Genomic DNA, 21,247 nt, shown 5'->3' with positions numbered 1-21,247 from the left:
AGTTGAGAGTGGGGTATAAATTATCTTTTAAGTTATCTTTTAAATTATCTAAATTATCAATCAAGCTCATCAAGCCACGCCATTTGAATGGCTTCTAATATCGCTTCATTGGATTTGTCAGGTTCGCCCACAAAGTCGTCAAGCTCGCACACATAGCGGTGCAAGTCGGTAAAGCGGATATATTGTACGTCTACATCGGGGTGCTTTTCGGCAAGGGCAATGGCGATGTCTAAGCTGTCGTGCCAGTTGAGTTTCATAAAAAACCTTTTTAAAGACAAATTCACGCAAATTTTAACAAAATTTTTTAATCAATGCTATAATAACCGCCATTTTTATTTATCATTGTTAAATTATGAGCGTACAGACCCACAACCCCCAAACCCAAAACGGGCAAAAAAAAGGCAAACCACAAATCGCCAAAGCCGACCCCACCAATCCGCACCTAACGCCGATTGACCGTGAGATTTTGACCCCGCCAAACGGACACAAAAAAGTGCTATTACACTCATGCTGCGCCCCTTGCTCAGGCGAGGTCATGGAGGCGATGCTTGCCAGCGGGATTGAATTTACCATTTATTTTTATAACCCCAACATTCACCCCAAAAAAGAGTATGAGATTCGCAAAAACGAGAACATCGCTTTTGCCGAAAAGCACGGCATACCGTTCATTGATGCTGACTATGACATGGATAATTGGTTCGCTCGTGCCAAAGGCATGGAGCAAGACCCCGAGCGTGGCAGACGCTGTACCATGTGTTTTGACATGCGATTTGAACGCACCGCCCTATACGCCCATGAGCATGGCTTTCCTGTGATGACAAGCTCGCTTGGCATCAGCCGCTGGAAAAACATGGCTCAAATCAACGACTGCGGACACCGTGCCGTCGCCCCTTATGAAGGGCTTGATTATTGGGATTTTAACTGGCGTAAAGGCGGTGGCAGTAGCCGTATGATTGAGATTAGCAAGCGTGAGCATTTTTATCAACAAGAATACTGTGGCTGTGCTTATTCGCTCCGTGATACCAATAATTTTCGCCGTAGCCAAGGGCGTGAACCCATTAAAATCGGGGTGAAATATTATGGTGATGATGAGTAAATAAGCCATTAAGACCAAAAGACCGTTTGATGACGGTCTTTTTTGCGTCTTTTTGTTTACATCACTTACATAAATTGCTTATTTATAAAACTTATTAATAATTCAATTACACAAAATTATTTTAACTGATGAATGTCGTGTTATGATGAATTAAATTTTTATGATAATAGGAAATCATCATGACCATCAGCAATTATCACATTTATCCAACCGCCATTTTGCTTGCTGTGCTGTTTTTTGGCATGGCGATTTGGCAGGGCAACAGCTTATGGGGAGCGTTGGCGGGGGTAAGTTTGGTATTTGGCAGTCGTAAGCTAGACTAATTGGGCTCTTATGATGACTCGTCTTAGCTTCTAGCGGTTTGGTTTTCAACCGTATTGGATTGTTGTGATTTTTAAATCACAATAAATTTTATCAATCATCATTTAGAATTCATCAAGTTTTTTCAATTTAAAAAATCAAATCAAAACATCAAATTATTATAATTTACCAAATCATCAATCCTGCCTATAATAGCTCCATAGATTGACAAACCAAGCAGCAGCAAAGTTCAAGCCAGCAATCCAAGCTAGCAATGAGTGTCATTTGTGTTGTTTACATACGCTAACCGACAAGCATGCCGTTCTTTGTTATACTTATTCTGTCATACTTTGATATCGTAACACACCCTAACCATAGGATTTATCATGACTGATACCCCAAAATGCCCCTACTCAGGCACACCGCTTACCATGAGCAACGGAGCCCCTGTTGTCGATAACCAAAACTCATTGACCGCAGGTGCCAGAGGCCCCCTACTTGCCCAAGATTTGTGGCTGAACGAAAAACTTGCCGACTTTGCCCGTGAAGTCATTCCAGAACGCCGTATGCACGCCAAAGGCTCAGGGGCGTTCGGGACGTTCACCGTAACGCATGACATCACCAAATATACCCGTGCCAAGATTTTTAGCGAAATCGGCAAAAAAACCGAAATGTTCGCCCGTTTTACCACCGTAGCAGGCGAGCGTGGAGCAGCGGACGCTGAGCGTGATATTCGTGGTTTTGCCCTAAAATTTTACACCGAAGAAGGCAACTGGGACATGGTTGGCAACAACACGCCTGTATTCTTCTTGCGTGACCCAAGAAAATTTCCCGACCTAAACAAAGCGGTCAAAAGAGACCCCAAAACCAACTTGCGTAGTGCCACCAACAATTGGGATTTTTGGACACTACTGCCCGAAGCGTTCCACCAAGTTACCATTGTCATGTCCGACCGTGGCATTCCTAAGTCTTACCGCCATATGCACGGCTTTGGCTCGCATACGTATAGCTTTATCAATGCTGATAATGAGCGTTTTTGGGTCAAATTCCATTTTCGCACCCAGCAAGGCATCCAAAACCTAACCGATAGCGAGGCCGAAGCGGTCATCGCCAAAGACCGTGAGAGCAATCAGCGTGATTTGTTTGATGCCATTGAACGTGGCGATTTCCCAAAATGGAAAATGTACGTTCAAATCATGCCAGAAGCAGATGCAGATAAAGTGCCTTATCACCCATTTGACCTAACCAAAGTTTGGCCAAAAGGCGACTATCCTTTGATTGAAGTGGGCGAATTTGAACTTAATAAAAACCCAGAAAACTTCTTCTTAGATGTTGAACAATCCGCCTTTGCCCCAAGCAACTTGGTTCCTGGTATCAGCGTATCGCCCGACCGCATGCTACAAGCTCGTCTATTTAACTATGCCGATGCACAGCGTTATCGCTTGGGTGTAAACCGCAACCAAATCCCTGTGAACGCCCCACGTTGCCCTGTGTACTCAAACCACAGAGACGGTCAAGGGCGAGTGGGCGACAACTATGGCGGACGTCCGCACTATGAGCCAAACAGCTTTGGACAATGGCAAGAACAGCCCCAGTACGCCGAGCCACCCCTAAAAATCAGTGGCGATGCCAAGCAGTGGGATTTTCGTGAAGATGACAGTGATTATTTTAGCCAGCCACGAGCCTTGTTTAATCTTATGACTGATGAGCAAAAACAAGCCCTGTTTGACAACACCGCAGGGGCAATGGGCGATGCGTTGGACTTCATCAAATACCGCCATATCCGTAACTGCCACGCCTGCCACCCTGATTATGGCATGGGTGTTGCCAAGGCGTTAGGCATGACGGTAGAAGATGCCATTAAGGCGTATGACACCGACCCTGCCAAGCATTTGGCGAGTTGTCTAAATCCCAAAGATTTTGCGTAAAAGTATTTAAAAATATGTTGCGTAAAATGTGTTAAAATAAAACCACTCTTAATGGGTGGTTTTTCCTTGCAAAAATTTTTTTGGTGTAGTAAAATTTACCTTGAAAGTAGGTAGCAAGTCAGTTAAGTTTGCCAATTCAACTGCCCATCTTGGGTTTGCGTACTGAATATGTCAGTGCGGATAGCTTTTATAAAGCACTTGGACAGAAATGTCAACTGCTTTATGATGTTAATTGCTGTGAATGCATTGAAACTTAGCATATTTATATCCTTTGATTTGATGATACATAGTATTATTATTCTACAATTGGGGTGCTTCTTCTGATAGAAGCGTAAGGTGCACTTACTGGCTGTTATGCGTACTCCGCCTACTTTCATTTTTTATTCTGCAACAATTATGAAATCAAAAAAAATCAAAGACCCCTCTTGGTTTAAACTAAAAAGATACCCTCATATCGGATTGCCAATCACTTCTAAAAGCAAAAATCAAGTAATTCGCTATATTACCAATCCTGAAAAAATAGCCAAACATGCGTTTTGTCCTTTCATTCATACACAAATAATCACGCCTAAATTTCGCAAACAGTATGACCAAGACGGCAATATATTACACAATGGTAAGCGTGTACGCCTAAAACCCAAGGTGCGTGATATTTATTATGCCAATCATTGGGATGCTAATATTTTTGCTTATTATGCTTATCTTTTGCAGATTCATTACGAAAAACAGTTAAATCAAAACAATCTTGGCGATGTGGTAACTGCTTATAGAAAAATAACTACAGTAGATGGTTCGGGTAAATGCAATATAGATTTTGCCAAGGAAGTTTTTGATGTTATAAAACACCGTGCACAACAAGAAGAACTGACAGTCATCGCAGTAGATATAGAGGGATTTTTTGATAATCTTGACCACGCCTTATTGAAAAATGCCTGGAAAAGCGTGCTAGGATTAAAAGAAAACGACACTCTACCCAAAGACCATTATAATGTCTATAAGGCAATTACTCAGTTTTCATACATAGATTATAAAAAAATATTTGAATTATTTAAAGAGAAAATTATTCTAAATCATGAAGGAAAATACAAACAAAAATCAATTAAAAAAATTACGCATCTATATTCGCAAGAGGCAGTGGCTTTTTGTGAACTAAAAGACCTTAGATATATTCGAAGCAAAGGATTTATCTATAGTCAAAAGCATAAAAATATAAAACAAAAATTACATAAAGGTATTTGCCAAGGCTCTGCTATTAGTGCAACTTTAGCAAATATTTATATGATTAATTTTGATACCTATATTCATCAAGAAGTACAGAAACTTGGCGGAATATATAAGAGATATTCTGATGATATTGTGATTGTTTGTAATAGCTCTCTTAAAAATGAGATATTGGTATTATTAGAAGATTCAATATCTAAAATTACCAAGTTAAATATTAAACAAGAAAAAACCCAAATATTTTATTTTTTTAAAGAAAATAATAGCATTAAGTGTCTGCAAGAGTTGGGTGGTCAAATTAATAAAAATAGCTCAAACAAAAAATTTGAATACTTAGGATTTAGTTTTGATGGTGTAAATATCTATCTCAAAAATCAAGCTTTAGCACAGTATTATATAAAAATGAGTCAAGGCGTTAAACGCTGTAAATATTACTCTAAAAGAATTCAAAATGATACGAAAGGCAGGCTATTTATCAATCGATTACATGATAGATATTCATATCTCGGTAAAAAGAAATCAAAAAGATACATTAGACAATTAAATACAAAAGATAAATGGGTTTTTCAGCGTCAGATTTGGGGTAATTTTTTAGGTTATGCTTACAATTCGGCAGAAATCATGCAATCTAATAAAATTCGCCATCAAGTTAGAAGACATTGGAAAATACTCAATACTAAAATTAAGAAATAGGCTTATGAAGTTTATTTTAAAAAAAATTTTAAATAATTATTCTTTATATCAATATAATAGAAAATTTTTTTGTATATATTTTTAACAGGAGTTTTTATGAGAAAATATCTATGTATCGTCCTAATGCTTGCTACACCTGCTTTTACTAGTAATTGGGTTTAAACGGACGAAACCAATAACTTTAAAGAGTATTTAGACAAAGACAGCGTGCGTGTCAAGTCTTTTACAGGCGGTGGGTAATATGTTAGTGTGTGGATAAAAACTATCTAAAATTTAGACGGTAAAAGCTACTGGCAAACAAAAATTCTTAATCATTATGACTGCGTTGCTCGTAAAAATGACTTTGATAATATCATTCATTATAACAAGCAAGGCAACAATGCAGACAGTTATGAAGGTTATGTATCCATTTATCCCTCAAAAGACTGGTACAGAGTGATTCCTTATAGGGCAGGCGAGAGCAAACTTTGATTATGTCTGCTCACAAGCGGGGCAGTAAATAAAATCCGCTTTATAAAAAAGCGGATTTCTCTATAAATCCATTTAAACAAACTCCCCAAAAAACTCATCAATATACCCCACAGGCATATCAGCAAGCGTATATCGCCATTTGGGGTTTTTGTCTTTATCAATAAGTAATGCACGCACCCCTTCTTTAAAATCGCCGTGATTGACACAATGTGTCGCCACGACCGTTTCTAAATCAAAGACTTGTTTTAAAGAAAAGTCTTTTTTGGTCGTTTTTAAATCATGATAAATTTTAAAGGTAATCGCCTTTGTCGTATCCGAGCCATTTTTATAAATGTCTATGGCGGATTTAATAAAATCATCATCGCCTTGATAATTCATTAAAGCATTGTCAATCGCTAATAAATCGCCTTGATTCATCAGATGATTGATTTCATCAAATGACTTTAATAAAATGCTCTCGCCCAATATCGATTTATCATGAAATTCATTTAAACAAGCGGATAATAAATGATGATTGGTATGATTATCCTTAAAATCAATTTGACAAATACGACTTAGCACGTCATCAAATCTATCATGACCGATTGCAAAATCCGCCACGCCAAACGCATGAGCGTCCGCCCCTGTAAATCTTGCCCCTGTCAGCCCCAAAAATAGCCCTATCTTACCCGCCAAATGATTTAAAAAGTACGATGCCCCTGCGTCAGGAAACAGCCCAATGGACACCTCAGGCATTGCCATGAGCGTGCTGGCGGTAACAACCTTATGACTAGATGCCGTAAACAGTCCCATGCCACCGCCCATCGTGATGCCATGCCCCCACGCCAAAATGGGCTTGGCATAGGTGTGCATGTCGTGCATAAGCCCATACTCGTGAGTAAAAAAGTCGTGAGCAGTCGTGCCACTCGCTCCGCCATAGAGTGCCTTGATGTCGCCCCCTGCACACAGCCCTTTGTCGCCTATGCCGTGTAGCACCACGACCGCCACGCTGTCATCATCTGCCCATGTATCTAGGTGTGTGCGTGTGGCTTTGACCATATCTAGGTTTTGGGCGTTTAGGGCTTTGGGGTTGTTGAGCGTAATGATGCCGATGTGTTTGCCGTGAACGGTTGGGGCTAGGCGTGCCAAAATCGTGTCAGTCATGAGAAATTCCTTTTAATGGTTGAAAATAAGGATTTAATATAACAAATTTAAACCGTCAAATCAATATTTTTAAATTGAAAAATTGCACCAGTTATTTTATAATCTTTTTATCTTTTAAACTCATTTAATCATTGGAAAATATCATGTATTGTTTAATATCCCCTGCCAAAAACCTAGATGAAAAAACCGCCATTCCATTTAATGTAGATAGCCATTTAAGCGAACCCATGCTTATCAATCACGCCATAGAGTTAATGAAAACCCTAAAAAATAAAGACGTGATAGACTTACAAGAGCTTATGGGCGTATCTGCAAAAATCGCCGAATTAAATGTCGTCCGCAACCAAAATTGGACTTATCCTTTTGATGATAATAAAAAGCCTGCCATTTATCTGTTTGACGGTGATGTTTATGCAGGATTGGACGCTTATTCATTAAACACCCATGAGATTTTATATTTAAATCAGCATTTAGGGATTTTATCAGGGTTATATGGCATTTTAAAGCCTTTGGATAATATGCTACCTTATCGGCTAGAAATGGGTACGAAATTAAAAACACCCCACGCCGATGATTTATACGGCTATTGGGGCGATGAGATTACTGATGTGATAAATCATAATATCAAAAACAGCGGTTCTGATGTATTGATAAATCTTGCTTCCAATGAATACTTTAAAGCGGTTAATACTGCCAAAATCAACGCCGACATTATCACGCCCAAATTTTTAGACCAAAAAAACGGGCAATATAAAATCGTGAGTTTCTACGCCAAAAAAGCCCGTGGCATGATGATGAATTTTTGTGCAAAAAATCAAATCACAAACCCCGATGAGCTAAAAGACTTTGACATGGACGGTTATTATTTTGACGAAAAAGCAAGCAGTGATGATGAATGGGTGTTTAAACGAGATGAACAGATTTAACAGTATTTTTTAATAAATTATTTAATTTAAATTAACAATTATTTATTGTAACAACGCAAAAATTACCGCCACTTTGCCCAAAAAAGTGCTAAAATAGGCGAAATTTTGGTTGTAAATTTAGTTATTTTATCACATTAATTTTAGTTGAAAAAAGGTAATTCTTATGGCAAAAGCACCCAAAGAAAAAGACGAAAACATTGAAGGCAATAAAGAAAAAGCGTTGCAAATGGCATTGGCTCAGATTGAAAAGGCGTTCGGCAAAAACACCATCATGAATCTGGGCGATGAGTCTATCAAGGTAGATGTCGAGACGATTTCCACAGGCTCGCTTGGGCTGGACATTGCTCTGGGGATTGGCGGTTTGCCAAAGGGGCGTATCATTGAGATTTTCGGGCCTGAAAGCTCGGGCAAAACCACGCTCACCCTACAAACGATTGCCGAATGCCAAAAACAAGGCGGAAAATGTGCGTTCATTGACGCAGAACACGCCCTAGACCCCATTTATGCCAAAAAATTGGGAGTAAATTTGAACGAACTTATGGTATCTCAGCCCGACAACGGTGAGCAAGCCCTTGAAATCGTGGACATGCTTGTGCGTTCTGGGGCGGTGGATTTGATTGTGGTGGACTCGGTTGCTGCCTTGACCCCAAAAGCTGAGATTGAAGGCGAAATGGGCGATAGCCACATGGGTCTGCAAGCACGTCTGATGAGCCAAGCCTTGCGTAAAATCACAGGCAACGCCAAACGCTCTAACTGTATGGTGATTTTCATCAACCAAATCCGCATGAAAATCGGCGTAATGTTCGGCTCACCTGAAACAACCACAGGCGGTAATGCCTTGAAATTTTATGCGTCTGTCCGCCTAGACATTCGCCGTATCGGCTCGGTCAAGGACAAAGAAGAAATCATCGGTTCTGAAACCCGTGTCAAGGTCATCAAAAACAAAATGGCTCCCCCGTTCCGCCAAACCGAATTTGACATCATGTATGGCGAAGGCATTAACCGCTTGGGTGAGATTGTGGACATCGGGGCAGGCCTTGACATCGTGGGTAAATCAGGGGCATGGTACAGCTATGAAGGCTCAAAAATCGGTCAAGGCAAAGCCAATGCCTGTCAATTTTTGGCGGAAAATCCAGCCATTGCCCAAGAGATTGAAGCCAAAATCCGTGAGCTAAAACTTGCCAATGTCGTGCCAGTCGCCCCCAGCGATGATGATGGCGAAGTGCCTGAATATATCGAAGGCATGGACGACTAATTTTATGGTCAAACCCATAAAAATACAAACCTTAGATGACATTTTGGCAGACATAGGACAACCTGTGTCTGCTAAAACTTTTGATAAAAAGAGTAATAACAGCGATAGCACGGACGATAAAAATACCAAAAAAGCGGATAAAACGAACGATAAAAACAGCAACAAACAATCCGATGATAATTTTTTATCTGATAAACCAAAAGGTTTAACCGACCCTGCCAAACAATCTTTTAAAAAATCTAAAAAAACAGTTAAAAACACCCAAAATTCCAACTCCCAAACCGATACGCCAACACCCACACGCAAACGCAACTCCCAAACAAGCGATAATCAGCCGTCTGCGGTAGGTTTGTTATTAAAAGACGACAGTCAAACGGTGCTTGATGATAATTCTTTAAAATTATTAAGCCAAGTGGAGATTGAAAAATTACAACTTCCCGACAAAGAAACTCGCTATTTGCGTTGGCTTGCGTTTTATTATTTATCCAAAAAAGAATTATCACGCTACGAGCTCAAAGCCAAACTCATCGCCAAAGACTGCGACCCACAGACGGTGGATGACTTGCTTGATGAATTTGCCGAAAAAGGTTATCAGTCCGACACACGCTGTGCGACCATGCTCGTGCGTGAAGCGGTACGCAAAGGGCGTGGCGTGCGGTATCTGACGGATAGCCTAAAAAAAGCAGGGCTTGATGTCAAGGCGTTTGGCAGTATAGATGAACTTATCGCCATGAGTGATGTGGATAGTGTGGCGGACGGCACGATTTTGGACGATGACAACAAGGGTGATGACAGGGACGATGAGATAGACTGGCTCAAACTTGCCGTAGAAGCTCGCTGTAAAAAATATGGCGACACAATCCCAAAAGACCCCAAAGAAAAAGCCCGCCAACTGCGATTTTTGCAGTATCGGGGCTTTGAGATGGGTGTGTGTTTTGATGCGTTAAAGATGAATTTGGGGGATTTTGAATAAAGGTGATTTTGAGTAAAGTAGTCAGACTTGCCTATCACGGTAATCCATCAGCCCTACCCCTACCACTTCTAGAAGCTGTGAATCTTGGTGTGTGGCAACGGTGCGAATGAGTCGTGACGGCGAGTGCGTGAGCGTATTGGTTAGGCGATGAGCAAATTCATCTAGCACCGTCATCATGTCATCACCCTGTGCCAGACGGTGTTTGGCATGCGATAACAGTCGGCTTTTATGCTCGTTTGCCATCATGCGATAATCGGCAATATAACGTTTGGCGGACAGCAGTTGCATTTGACTCTCGATACTTAGGGTCAGCTGACTGACCATCAGCTCCGCCTCTACCGCCGCTTGTTTTCGCTCTTCTAGGTTACCTGCGATGACATGCTGTAAGTCATCCACCGAATACAGATAGACATCATCAAATCCGCCCACCGCAGGGTCGATGTCTCGTGGCACTGCCAAATCCACCAGTAGCAACGGGCGATGACGACGCACCTTTTGGGCGTGCTTGACCATCTCTGTGCTAATCAGCGTCTCCATGCTACCGCTACAACTGCTCACCACATCGGCACGGCTTAGCACCTGCCCGAGACTATCTAGCCCCACGCACTCAACATGCACCGACCGCCCTGCATTTTGTGCCATTTGCACCAGCTCATCTTTGAGTAGTTCGGCACGCTGTGGACTGCGATTGGCAATGATGATATTTTTCATGCCAAGGCTTGCCACGTTATGAGCGACAAGGCGGTTCATCTCGCCTGCCGCCACCATGAGTAGCGTGGTATTCTCTGGCTTGTCAAATATCTGCGTGACCAGTTTGGCGGTTGCAAACCCTAACGTCACCGCCTGCTGTCCGACCTTACTGTCGCGGCGGACACTGCGTGCTGACGCAAAAATCTGCTGAGTGAGCCAATGAAAATCACTGCCCACCCCACTCACTGCCTGCGACTGCGACACCGCTTGTCTGATTTGCCCCAGAATCTGTGGCTCGCCCAGTATCATTGAGTCTAGCCCTGACGCCACACGAAGCCAGTGGTTCAACGCACGGTTATTTTCATAAATGTACAAAAAAGGCGAAATGTCATCTAGTGCCACGCCCTTGAACTCGGCAAGCCACGACCGCACTCGCCCCGCCTGCGCGCTCACATCATCATCGTCAGCGACCGCTTGCCACTCATCGTCAAACCCCACATAAATCTCACTGCGGTTGCAAGTAGAGACGATGACCGCCCCCGAGACCGACTCATCAAGACGGCGAATGTCAATAATCGCCTGTGGCAAATCCGAGCCAAAAGACAACCGCTCTCGCAGGGCGACAGGGGCGGTTTTGTGATTAACTCCGATGACGGCTAATTTCATGACAGGCTATATTTGGTAGGTAAAAATAAACGGACAGATGATGAAACGGATTATTATAACACCATTTGCCAAAAACACACAAAAAATGGGGGTTTTTATGAAACTTTTCAATCAAAACACACACTTTGACAAAATCAATCGTTTTAAATAGGTGATTTTCTTATGTTAAAATACACCTATTTAAAACACGCTCCACTCCTCAAAACCCAACCCACAAACAATCCTAGGTTAGGATATGATGAGTTTTAAAAATTATCACTCTTTTCCTTTTTTATCCTTGAAAAAATCCACCCCATCCCCATTTAGAATAACATAACAATAATAATCATAACCCCTTTCCTCAACCCACTGCCCCTCCTTCAGTGGGTCTTTTTTTGCCTGCATATAAAATTGATGAATTATTGTACAGATTTATTCTATTGCTATACTACACTTAATTTGTACCAATGTTTTTGGTAATTTTTACATTAAAATTGTTTCAAAACATTGCAACTTTTTGGTATTTCGTCTTATAATAAGGCACTTTATCCATCGATTTTTATCATGAGTGCAACGCCAAATATTGGGCGATCTCATCAGAGAACTAAGCCCACTTATAAAAAACGCCTCATCCTAGTGCTGTGCGTGTTGGCACTTCTGCCCCTTGCCGAGAAAACCATGTCCACGGCACAGGCAGGGGTTTTTGACTCATTGCTAAAAATTCTCCTGCCCTTTTATGATGATGACCGCAGTCTTGGCGATAATCCACCCCAAGACACCAATAAAGACACCAGTGAAGGCATGCCACAGACGGCAGAACCTGCCTTTGCACCTATCGCCCCATCTACACCCGATGAGCGTGATGAGCCTAACATAGAAGAGCATGGCGAGTATATTGATGACGGCACCGATGATGATTACCTGCCCAATGCCGACACGGTAGACATCCCCGACATCATCTTTGATGACATCCTAAACGCCCACGACAGCACGCCCATGCTTGGCTATCCTGATTTGTACGCCCTGCTGTCGGCTGAGTTTGGCGTGGATAGGGGGCAGATTGGTGAGTCTTTGACCATCTATAAAGCTGAGAGCTTTACCGCCAATGCCACAGCCGTCTTTGAGCGTGCATTGGCACTGTCCATCGAGTACGAGACCCCCGAACAGTCGCTTGCCTTTGCTCGGGCGTGGCAACGCCAAAACCCTGAGCATATCCCTGCGTGGTTCTATGTCGCCCATCTGGCTCTAAAAGCAGGCGACTATCATGAAGCCAGTACCATGCTGGCGATGATTTTAGATGATGATGAAAAGGCAGATTTGACGGGGATTTTGACAGGGATTTTTCCACAAAACCCTGACGAACAGCGACAGCTTTTTACCGCCCTGCAAACCATGGAAGACGACAATCCATCGCTATCAGTACTGCGAGCAGGTCTTTTGCTACGCCTACAAGACTACGCCCCTGCTTTGGCTTACATCAACAAAGCCCTAGAAGATGAACCCGATAACCTTGCCTTTATCACCCTAAAAATCGACATCCTAAAAGAGAGCAGACAAGAGTCCGCCATGTGGGCGTTTATCCGCCAAAAAGTCAAGGAGTTGCCCACCATCAAAGAGCTACACCTGTACGAGATTCGCCATGAGATAGACATGGGTCAGCTTGGACGGGCGTGGGATTTACTACAAGTGGCAAACCGTCAAACCAAAGACCCCGATGTTGCCCTGCTGACCGCCTTGGTCGGGCTAGACATCGGCAAATATGAAAATGCCCGTACGGTCTTGACCCCCTTGCTTGACGTGCCTGCCTTTAATAGCCGTGCCAATTACTACCTTGCCATCAGCTACGAACGCTCGGGCAACCTTACCCTTGCCAAAGAGCATTATGAAAAGGTCAAAGACTACGAGCATGTGTTAGACGCTCGCACCAAAGTGGTCGGCTACTATCTTGCCAAAGATGACGTGGACAAAGCGATTGCCACTTTGGTGCGACTGCGTGATGACTTTGAGATTTATGCCATTGACAGCTATCTGCTTCATGCCGAGATTTTGCTACGTCAAGACAAAAAAACCGAAGCCCAAAACCTGCTTACCGTCGCCAATCGTGAATATCCCGATGATGACCGCCTGCTCTTTGCCAGTTTTCAGCTTTTGCAAAATGAGCTTAGCGATGATGACAAACGCTTTGCCATCGATAAGCTCTTGGAGCTTGACCGCATGAACCCTACATATCGTCTAGCTGACATCAAACTTCGCCTAAGCCAAAACCCCAACGACCTATCAGCACTCGAAGAGGCGATGAGCCTTGCCCAAATCAGCTCGGACGACCCCAATTACGACCCACAGTTACAGCTTGAAGCTCTTATCGTACTTGGCAATCACGCCCTATCACAGGGCAACTATCGGGCGGTGCTGGACTACCTAGAAATGCCCTATGAAGTCGCCCCCGACCTAAACGCAGGCATAACCCTACTGCGTGCCTACCAAGGGCTTGGCGAGTCTGATAAGGTCGATCGCCTGCTTGCCGACCTACAAAACCGCTTTGCCTTTGGACAAAATCGGACAGGACAGGAAGTGCAGGAATATTAGGGTTTGGGAATGATTTTTGGATAAATGATTTGCCCTATATATCCAAATTTTAACATGTATTTTTATTTGACAATGCCTTATTAAATTAACTCTTAAACAACTGTTAAACAACTTTAGAAAAATCTTTTTAACCATCATTTAAGCAAAAGACAACTTATGTCCCATTCTCAACTTTATATAAATGATTAATTTATCAAGGGCGAATACGATTCACCTCTACAATCCAAAAAAATAATTATGGGACAATCAATAAGTTACCATTTTAAGTGGAGAATTAAGTAACATCTTGTATTTAGCCCAATCTTTGTTTTAAATAACTTTTAAAAACTCTTTAGCACTCATTATTCATTAGGGCGTGTTGAACATTGATAACATTTTTATAAAATAAGATGAAAATTTAACGTTTCAATCTATTTTTGCATGAAAAATGGCTAAATCTTGTTTTTCTGCGTCAAAAACTTGGCTTGATAGAATAACTATCAATCTCAAGTTTTTTCCTTGAAAAACGTGCGATTTTTCTCATTTTTCATGGCAAATACCAATATTCAACACACCCTAATTCTTTACTCATCATTATTTACCATTTAATCATCAGGAAGCTCATGAAATTTATCCGCCCCCTTATCCTTACCCTAATCGCCACAGGCTCACTCACCGCTTGCCAAACCCTGCCCAAGACCGCCCCTGTCATCAGCGAGCAGGTTCATGATGATGTCCTACGCTTTGCCATCATGGGTAAAATCGGTATCACCACAAACACCGCCAACGGCAAACAGGCAGGCAGTGCTTTTTATAACTGGGGGCAAGAAGATAAGCGCTTTGCCATTGACCTAACAGGGGCGTTTGGCATGGGGGCAACCCAAATCCGCTATGACGGACAGCAAGCCACACTCACCAACGACAAAGGCGAGATACAGGCAGACAGCCCCGAAGAGTTGCTCCAAAAAGCCACAGGATGGCACGCCCCCATCAGTCATCTGCCCCACTGGATTGTCGGCAAAACCGCCCAAGGCGACACCGACAGTCAGCAGGACGAGCAAGGCAGGCTCACCCAAAGCACCAATGACGACTGGACAGCCAGTTTTGAATACCCCAAAAACAGCCCACGTCCCAGCCGTCTTATCATCAATCACACCGACGGACATCGTGTGGTGATGACCATCGTTTATCCGAATTGATATCATGAGTCAGCTTACTTTATTCTCGCCTGCCAAACTCAACTTGTTTTTGCACATCACTGGCAGGGCGAACAACGGTTATCATCATCTGCAAAGCGTTTTTACCGCCATCGATTTTGGCGACACGCTCTCTTTTCGCACGTCCACGAGCCAAAAGCTTGTGACCTTGATAGGGGCAGATGAGCTGACCGACGACATCAATGACAACCTTATCGTCAAGGCGGTCGAGACCCTAGCCAAACGCTATCCTGCTTATGCCTCATCCGTCCAAATCGTCCTAGAAAAGCACATCCCCACAGGGGCAGGACTGGGCGGGGGTTCGTCCAACTGCGCGACCACGCTCATCGCCATCAACGAGCTGTGGGGACTTCGGCTCTCTGCCGATGAGCTTATCAAGATTGGGGCGAGCCTTGGGGCAGACGTGCCGTTTTTTATTTTTGCCCATTTTCACAAAACCTCCGCCATCGCCACGGGCATTGGCGAGATACTAAGTGCCATTGACTTACCCGACTGTGGCTATCTGGTGTTACTGCCTAATGAACACGTCAGCACCGCCACGCTATTCGGCTGTGATGAGCTCAAACGGGACTGCCCTGTGTATAGCCATCACGCCCTATCGGGTGCCAACTTCTTTGGCGATAATGCCTTATTTACCAACGTCTTTACCCCGCTGGTGCTGGCACGCTCTGCCAAAGTCGCCCATGCCTTTGGCTATCTGTGTGACTTAGAGCACAAGATTGGCACCAAGGCACGCATGAGTGGCACAGGTTCGGCGGTGTTTTTACCCATTCCCTATAAGCTCAATGACACCGCCATCAACCACTTGATAGACAATGCCCCCTGCCCTGCACTCTTTGCTCGGGGACTTTACTAAATGGGCATTTTAAATTGATAAATTTCAAATACTTAGCAATTTATTTTAAAATTTTAAAAATTAACCCTTGCATAATTTTAATTTTTCGGTATAATTGTCCGCCTATATAGGGGCGTCGCCAAGTTGGTAAGGCATCAGGTTTTGATCCTGACATCCGTTGGTTCGAGTCCAGCCGCCTCTGCCATTTTCTGTAAATTTTTAAAAAATTTATCACACTTTATAGGGGCGTCGCCAAGTTGGTAAGGCATCAGGTTTTGATCCTGACATCCGTTGGTTCGAGTCCAGCCGCCTCTGCCATCTTCTTTTGGTTGAGAAGAGTAAAAAAGCCAGTTGAAAGACTGGTTTTTTTACGTTTGTTGTTTACACATTGCTATTTTACCGCGTTTGAGTCTTTGCAATGATGGTAAAAAATGGTAAAATAATCTTGCTAACCCCACTGTCCCAACCATAGGATTTTTTTCATGTCATATATGGCCGTCTTTTCAGGAAGTGCCAATCCTGAACTTGCTCAAACCGTCGCCAACCATCTTCACATCCCCCTAAGTAAGTCTGATATTACCCGCTTCTCTGATGGCGAGATTGCCGTTGAGATTAAAGAGAACGTGCGTGGTAAAGACGTTTTTATCCTCCAACCGACCTGTGCCCCGACCAACGACCATCTGATGGAAGTGGTGCTACTGGCGGACGCTCTACGCCGTTCTAGTGCAGGACGTATCACTGCCGTGATTCCTTATTTTGGCTATGCTCGCCAAGACCGTCGCCCCCGTTCGGCTCGTGTGCCTATCTCGGCTCGTGTGGTGGCAGACATGCTGTCCGTCGCTGGCATTGACCGTGTGATGGTGGTGGATTTGCACGCTGACCAAATCCAAGGTTTCTTTGACGTACCCGTGGACAACCTATACGCCACGCCCGTGCTACTTAGCGACCTAAAACAAAAAAATTATGAGAACATCATGGTCGTCTCCCCTGATGTCGGTGGCGTGGTGCGAGCCAGAGCCGTCGCCAAATCACTGGGTGATGTTGACCTTGCCATCATCGACAAACGCCGTGCCAAAGCCAATGAATCCGAAGTCATGCACATCATCGGCGACGTGTCAGGGCGTGACTGCATCATCGTCGATGACATCGTGGATACCGCAGGCACACTGTGTAAAGCCGCCCAAGCCCTAAAAGACAAAGGGGCAAAACGTGTGGTCGGCTACATCACGCACCCTGTACTCTCAGGCAAGGCACTAGACAACATCACAAGCTCCGCCCTAGATGAGATTGTGGTTACTGACACCATTCCTTTGACAGACGAAGCCAAAGCCTGCTCAAAAATCCGTCAAGTTACCATCGCATCAATGATTGCTGAGAGTCTGCGTCGTATCAATAACGAAGAATCCATCAGTGCGATGTTTGAGTATTAATATTCACAGATAGATTTAGACAAGCCCTCAACTTTGGTTGAGGGTTTTTCAACAGCAGCTTCTCCACGCCATCACTACCCCGATACAAAATCATTAACCTTGGCTTTTCTCCCAACCCATAAATAACCACCATTACAGCTCGCCATTTTAGGGCATGTTGAACATTGATAACATTTTAAAAAAAGTTTCATGAAAATCTTACCATCTGACAGTCAAACAATACCAAATACAACCATGCAAACTTGCCAACACATTATTTCATCACAAGGCGGAACATTATTTTTGAAAAAGACGTTTTCGATGATATGTTATATTATATAAAAATAGTGGTGATATTTAATGCATATATTTTATTCATTACCAAATACTATTTATTCAATGCAATATTAACCATCCATCTTTTAAGCGATACCATATCTTAATGTTTAAAAATAACAATTAATAGAAATTTGATAACTCATTGATTTTATTAAATAATAATAACAACATTTTTAAAACAAAATAAATAAAAAAATCATTTTATTATTTTGTCTTTTTATTTATTAAAAAAATTGGTTTGACATTACCAATAATTGCAATTGATAAAAATAAAACCAATAACCATTTTCAGATAAATCATATTAAGGATAAAAGGGCATTTATTTTTGGTTTTTCAATAAAAACACTTGTGCAGTACATATGCAAATACTATAATTATTCATATTTTATTCTTTGTGAGCCTTCTATTATGAAACGCACTCTTCTAACTTCATTGACCATCGCTTCATCTCTTGCTTTATTTGGCTGTGATAAGCCCAGCGAACCCACCAACTCAACTCCTGCAGAGACCGCAACAAGTACACAAGCCCCTGATACTACCAATCAATCTACCACAACCAATACAGAAGTCGTCTACACCATGGCGGTTGACTCCACCCTGCCTCCACTTGCCTTTAAAGATGAAAAAGGCAGTGCTATTGGTTATGACATTGATGTCATCAAAGCCATTGGCGAAAAACAAGGGTTTGACGTTGAAGTGATTTCTATGGGTTGGGATGGCATCTTTGAGCCCCTAAACCACGATACTTATGACCTTGTTGGGTCAGGGGCAGGTTGGTCTGAAGAGCGTGCAGCTGCATACGACCTATCGGGGATTATCATAGATGCTCGAGTTTCGGTTTTCCACCTAAAAGACAATACATCAGTTAATTCTCTTGCCGCCCTTAAAGGCAAAAAAATTGGCATTCCACAAGGTTCTTACCACAAGGATAGAGCCGTAGAATTGGCTGGTGGTAATGAGAACATCGCAGAATACCCAACTTCTTTCTTGGCAGTACAAGCACTTCTTAAAGGTGAAGTTGATGCCATCGTTGAGGATAACAATGTTGTTTTGTACTACGCCAATAATATCAAGAAAGAAAACCCTGCCTTTGACAAAGAATTGGCTAACATCAACATTGATGAACTTACCAAAATGGACGGAAAAGCAAGTGGTAATGTCTTTGTAATGAAAAAAGGCAACAAAGAGCTTACCGACAAAATCGATGCTGGTCTAAAACAAATCAAAGAAGACGGCACACTATCCAAGATTTACGAAAAGTGGTTTGGTGTTGAAGCGTCAGCAGAGCTTTTGAAGAATTAATATAAATCAATATCCTTAACCGCTCAATTTTTGGGCGGTTAAGGATATTGATTTGCGTAAATCGGTCAGGTGCCGGATAAGTGTTTAATTAAGTCGGTTGGTAAATAGTTTTCACAATCTCTACACTACAAGCCCCCCACACGCCATTTCCACCGCCTTGACAATTGCTAATGCCTTTTTGTTGGTTTCGTCCCACTCTGCCACAGGGTCTGAGTCCGCCACCACGCCTGCCCCTGCTTGGATATGGACTTGCCCGTCTTTTAGTACGGCGGTGCGAATGGCAATGGCGGTATCCATGTTGCCCGCCCAGCCCAGATAGCCCACCGCCCCACCAAACACGCTACGGCGAACAGGCTCCACTTCATCGATGATTTGCATGGCTCGGATTTTGGGAGCTCCTGACAGCGTGCCTGCTGGGAAAGTTGCACAAAATACGTCTAGGGCGTCCTTATCAGCTGACACCACGCCTTCTACGTTGCTTGCGATGTGCATGACCTGCGAGTAGCGTTCAATAAACATTTTATCGGTTACCTTGACCGTGCCAATGTCGCACACCTTGCCGATGTCATTACGCCCTAAGTCAATGAGCATCAGATGTTCAGCGATTTCTTTTTGGTCGGAGAGTAGCTCGGCTTCTAGTGCCAAATCTTCTGCCATGTCCACGCCACGACGGCGAGTGCCTGCCAAAGGTCGCACGGTAACTTTACGCTCATCGCCCACCGTCTCAATGCGAGAGAGAATCTCAGGCGACGCCCCCACGATGTGAAACGGCTCATCATTGGCAAGCTCGCCTTGGATAAGAAACAGATAAGGAGACGGATTTAGGTATCTCAACGCCCGATATACCGCCAATGGGTCGCCACTGTACTCGCCTGACAGACGTTGGGCAGGGACGACTTGCATGACGTCCCCTGCCTTGATGTATTCCTTAATGCGGTTTACGTCTGTGCAGAATTTGTTTTGTCCTGTTTGTGAGACAAAATGCGGTAGGGGCTGTTTTTTAACGGTCAAATCAGGCTTGTGCGAGAGCAGATTTTCAATAATATCAAGCTGTTTGACCGCTTTTTTGTAGCCGTCTTTGGCTTGTACGTCCGCATAGACCACGATAGATAGAGTGTGTTCTAAGTTGTCAAACACCACGACAGACGATGATAGGGTAAGCCACATATCAGGCAAAGCCAAAGAATTGAGCGAGTTTGACACGCCAACAGTCGGCTCAATCACGCGTATCATGTCATAACCAAAATAGCCCACGAGTCCACCACTAAATGCAGGTAACTCAGGCATTTCGTTTTGGCTTGGGGTTTTGTACTCCGCCATAAAGGTGCGGATAAAATCAAATGGGTCGGTGTCGTGCGTGGTCGTCTCGTCCTTGCGAGCATCCTTTATCACCACCTTGTCGTCATGATACTGGATAATAATGTCCGAACCCAGCCCAATCATAGAATATCTCGCCCAACGTTCACCCCCCACCACCGATTCAAACAGATAAGCGGACGCAAAAAATTTACGCAAATTGGCAAATACCGACACAGGCGTGGCATCGTCCATGAGACGTTTTTTGATAAGCGGAATGTGGGTGTAGCCTTGCTCGGCAAGAGCGTGAAAGTCGGATAAAGATAGCATGACAAGTCCTAAAAAATTTTTATTATTATAACCCAAAATGCGTGGCAAAAGACAATAAAAAAAACCGCCTAAGCTCTCACTTGGCGGTCATCATCAAATCAGCCCACTCACCACTGCCGACTGATACAGGAGTTTGGCACGGCTGCCCGTCCCACAAAACACCATGACAGGCTTGGGCAAATCAGACAACAGATGAGCAAATGCCGTCACCGTCTCCAAGTGCAAACTCTCGCCATCCACAGGCAAATGACGATAGGACAAGCCAACCTGCTCGGCACTTTGGCACAACTCGGCAGTCTTGGGCTGACCTGCCATCTCATCATCAAAACGCAAATTTATCAAACTCTTAAAACCCAGCTCGGACAAGGCTTGGCATTGACAAGGGTGGATTTGTTTATACAATGTGATGTTTGTGTGCATGTGATTCCCCATACTTGGTGATTTATAATAGGACTTATCTTACCCAAAAACAGACGGGCATTCAATGCTATTTTGACATAAGCTTATGAAAAAATTTTAAAATTTGGGGTGCTTTTAAAAATTTTGGAATAAGGGATGTAAAATTGATTAAAATTTAATCAGGACTATTTTCCAATTTTCAATTTTCAATTT

17 protein-coding genes and 2 tRNA genes are annotated in these 21,247 nt (G+C 43.2%); 14 read left to right on the top strand and 5 right to left on the bottom strand.

Features of this window, described 5'->3' with window-relative positions:
• Window positions 1-56 precede the first annotated feature (56 nt).
• On the bottom strand, window positions 57-257 hold the full coding sequence (gene iscX, locus B5J93_RS03735; protein ID WP_029103819.1) for a Fe-S cluster assembly protein IscX: 201 nt from the start codon (window positions 255-257) through the stop codon (window positions 57-59).
• Between the two features lie 95 nt (window positions 258-352).
• Here iscX and B5J93_RS03730 point away from each other — a divergent pair, with 95 nt between their 5' ends.
• The 4 genes from B5J93_RS03730 to B5J93_RS03720 all read left to right on the top strand — a co-directional run bounded on the left by B5J93_RS03730 (window position 353) and on the right by B5J93_RS03720 (window position 5,238).
• Window positions 353-1,096 carry an epoxyqueuosine reductase QueH gene (locus B5J93_RS03730; protein WP_228144857.1) on the top strand — a complete coding sequence of 248 codons (744 nt, stop codon included), beginning with the start codon at window positions 353-355 and terminating at the stop codon, window positions 1,094-1,096.
• A 179-nt stretch (window positions 1,097-1,275) separates the two neighbouring features.
• Complete coding sequence (locus B5J93_RS13460) at window positions 1,276-1,419, top strand: hypothetical protein (RefSeq protein ID WP_156892306.1); 144 nt, start codon at window positions 1,276-1,278, stop codon at window positions 1,417-1,419.
• A gap of 363 nt (window positions 1,420-1,782) precedes the next feature.
• Complete coding sequence (locus B5J93_RS03725) at window positions 1,783-3,324, top strand: catalase (protein WP_079324724.1); 1,542 nt, start codon at window positions 1,783-1,785, stop codon at window positions 3,322-3,324.
• A 354-nt stretch (window positions 3,325-3,678) separates the two neighbouring features.
• Window positions 3,679-5,238 carry a reverse transcriptase domain-containing protein gene (locus B5J93_RS03720; RefSeq protein ID WP_079324722.1) on the top strand — a complete coding sequence of 520 codons (1,560 nt, stop codon included), beginning with the start codon at window positions 3,679-3,681 and terminating at the stop codon, window positions 5,236-5,238.
• A 543-nt stretch (window positions 5,239-5,781) separates the two neighbouring features.
• On the opposite strand, the gene B5J93_RS03715 is transcribed toward B5J93_RS03720, so the two are convergent.
• Complete coding sequence (locus tag B5J93_RS03715) at window positions 5,782-6,852, bottom strand: enoyl-CoA hydratase/isomerase family protein (protein WP_079324720.1); 1,071 nt, start codon at window positions 6,850-6,852, stop codon at window positions 5,782-5,784.
• 143 nt (window positions 6,853-6,995) lie between these two features.
• On the opposite strand from B5J93_RS03715, the gene yaaA reads away from it, so the two are divergent.
• From yaaA to B5J93_RS03700, 3 genes are all read left to right on the top strand, one after another.
• A complete protein-coding gene (gene yaaA, locus B5J93_RS03710; protein ID WP_079324718.1) occupies window positions 6,996-7,778 on the top strand; it encodes a peroxide stress protein YaaA in 783 nt (260 codons plus the stop codon).
• 196 nt (window positions 7,779-7,974) lie between these two features.
• Window positions 7,975-9,033 carry a recombinase RecA gene (recA, locus tag B5J93_RS03705; protein ID WP_079324728.1) on the top strand — a complete coding sequence of 353 codons (1,059 nt, stop codon included), beginning with the start codon at window positions 7,975-7,977 and terminating at the stop codon, window positions 9,031-9,033.
• 4 nt (window positions 9,034-9,037) lie between these two features.
• Window positions 9,038-10,006, top strand: a complete 969-nt coding sequence (locus B5J93_RS03700; RefSeq protein ID WP_228144854.1) for a regulatory protein RecX — start codon at window positions 9,038-9,040, stop codon at window positions 10,004-10,006.
• Window positions 10,007-10,027: 21 nt separating this feature from the next.
• Here the strand turns inward: B5J93_RS03700 and hemA are convergent, their stop codons facing one another.
• Window positions 10,028-11,362, bottom strand: coding sequence for a glutamyl-tRNA reductase (gene hemA, locus B5J93_RS03695; RefSeq protein ID WP_079324714.1), 1,335 nt, complete (start codon window positions 11,360-11,362; stop codon window positions 10,028-10,030).
• 543 nt (window positions 11,363-11,905) lie between these two features.
• On the opposite strand from hemA, the gene B5J93_RS03690 reads away from it, so the two are divergent.
• The 7 genes from B5J93_RS03690 (at window position 11,906) to B5J93_RS03660 (ending at window position 19,009) form a co-directional block, all read left to right on the top strand.
• Window positions 11,906-13,927: a tetratricopeptide repeat protein gene (locus B5J93_RS03690; RefSeq protein ID WP_079324712.1), complete on the top strand. Its 2,022-nt coding sequence runs from the start codon at window positions 11,906-11,908 to the stop codon at window positions 13,925-13,927.
• 602 nt (window positions 13,928-14,529) lie between these two features.
• Window positions 14,530-15,105 carry a lipoprotein insertase outer membrane protein LolB gene (lolB, locus tag B5J93_RS03685; protein ID WP_079324710.1) on the top strand — a complete coding sequence of 192 codons (576 nt, stop codon included), beginning with the start codon at window positions 14,530-14,532 and terminating at the stop codon, window positions 15,103-15,105.
• A 4-nt stretch (window positions 15,106-15,109) separates the two neighbouring features.
• Window positions 15,110-15,979: a 4-(cytidine 5'-diphospho)-2-C-methyl-D-erythritol kinase gene (ispE, locus tag B5J93_RS03680; RefSeq protein WP_079324708.1), complete on the top strand. Its 870-nt coding sequence runs from the start codon at window positions 15,110-15,112 to the stop codon at window positions 15,977-15,979.
• 108 nt (window positions 15,980-16,087) lie between these two features.
• Window positions 16,088-16,163, top strand: a tRNA-Gln gene (locus tag B5J93_RS03675).
• A 37-nt stretch (window positions 16,164-16,200) separates the two neighbouring features.
• Window positions 16,201-16,276, top strand: a tRNA-Gln gene (locus B5J93_RS03670).
• Window positions 16,277-16,440: 164 nt separating this feature from the next.
• Window positions 16,441-17,388 (top strand): ribose-phosphate pyrophosphokinase, encoded by a 948-nt coding sequence (locus tag B5J93_RS03665; RefSeq protein ID WP_079324706.1) that lies wholly within the window; start codon window positions 16,441-16,443, stop codon window positions 17,386-17,388.
• Between the two features lie 727 nt (window positions 17,389-18,115).
• Complete coding sequence (locus tag B5J93_RS03660; protein WP_079324704.1) at window positions 18,116-19,009, top strand: substrate-binding periplasmic protein; 894 nt, start codon at window positions 18,116-18,118, stop codon at window positions 19,007-19,009.
• Between the two features lie 120 nt (window positions 19,010-19,129).
• On the opposite strand, the gene B5J93_RS03655 is transcribed toward B5J93_RS03660, so the two are convergent.
• Entirely contained in the window at window positions 19,130-20,635 is a 1,506-nt protein-coding gene (locus tag B5J93_RS03655; protein WP_079324702.1) for an anthranilate synthase component I family protein, read from the bottom strand.
• Window positions 20,636-20,728: 93 nt separating this feature from the next.
• The gene (locus B5J93_RS03650; RefSeq protein ID WP_079324700.1) at window positions 20,729-21,055 is read right to left on the bottom strand and encodes a protein tyrosine phosphatase family protein; all 327 of its coding nucleotides are present in this window, start codon (window positions 21,053-21,055) and stop codon (window positions 20,729-20,731) included.
• Between the last annotated feature and the right edge of the window lie 192 nt (window positions 21,056-21,247).

This window comes from Moraxella equi (assembly GCF_002027555.1).
In the GTDB taxonomy this organism is placed as follows: domain Bacteria; phylum Pseudomonadota; class Gammaproteobacteria; order Pseudomonadales; family Moraxellaceae; genus Moraxella; species Moraxella equi.
The sequence above is the reverse complement of the archived record's forward strand: the minus strand, read 5'-3'. Positions and strand labels throughout refer to the sequence as shown.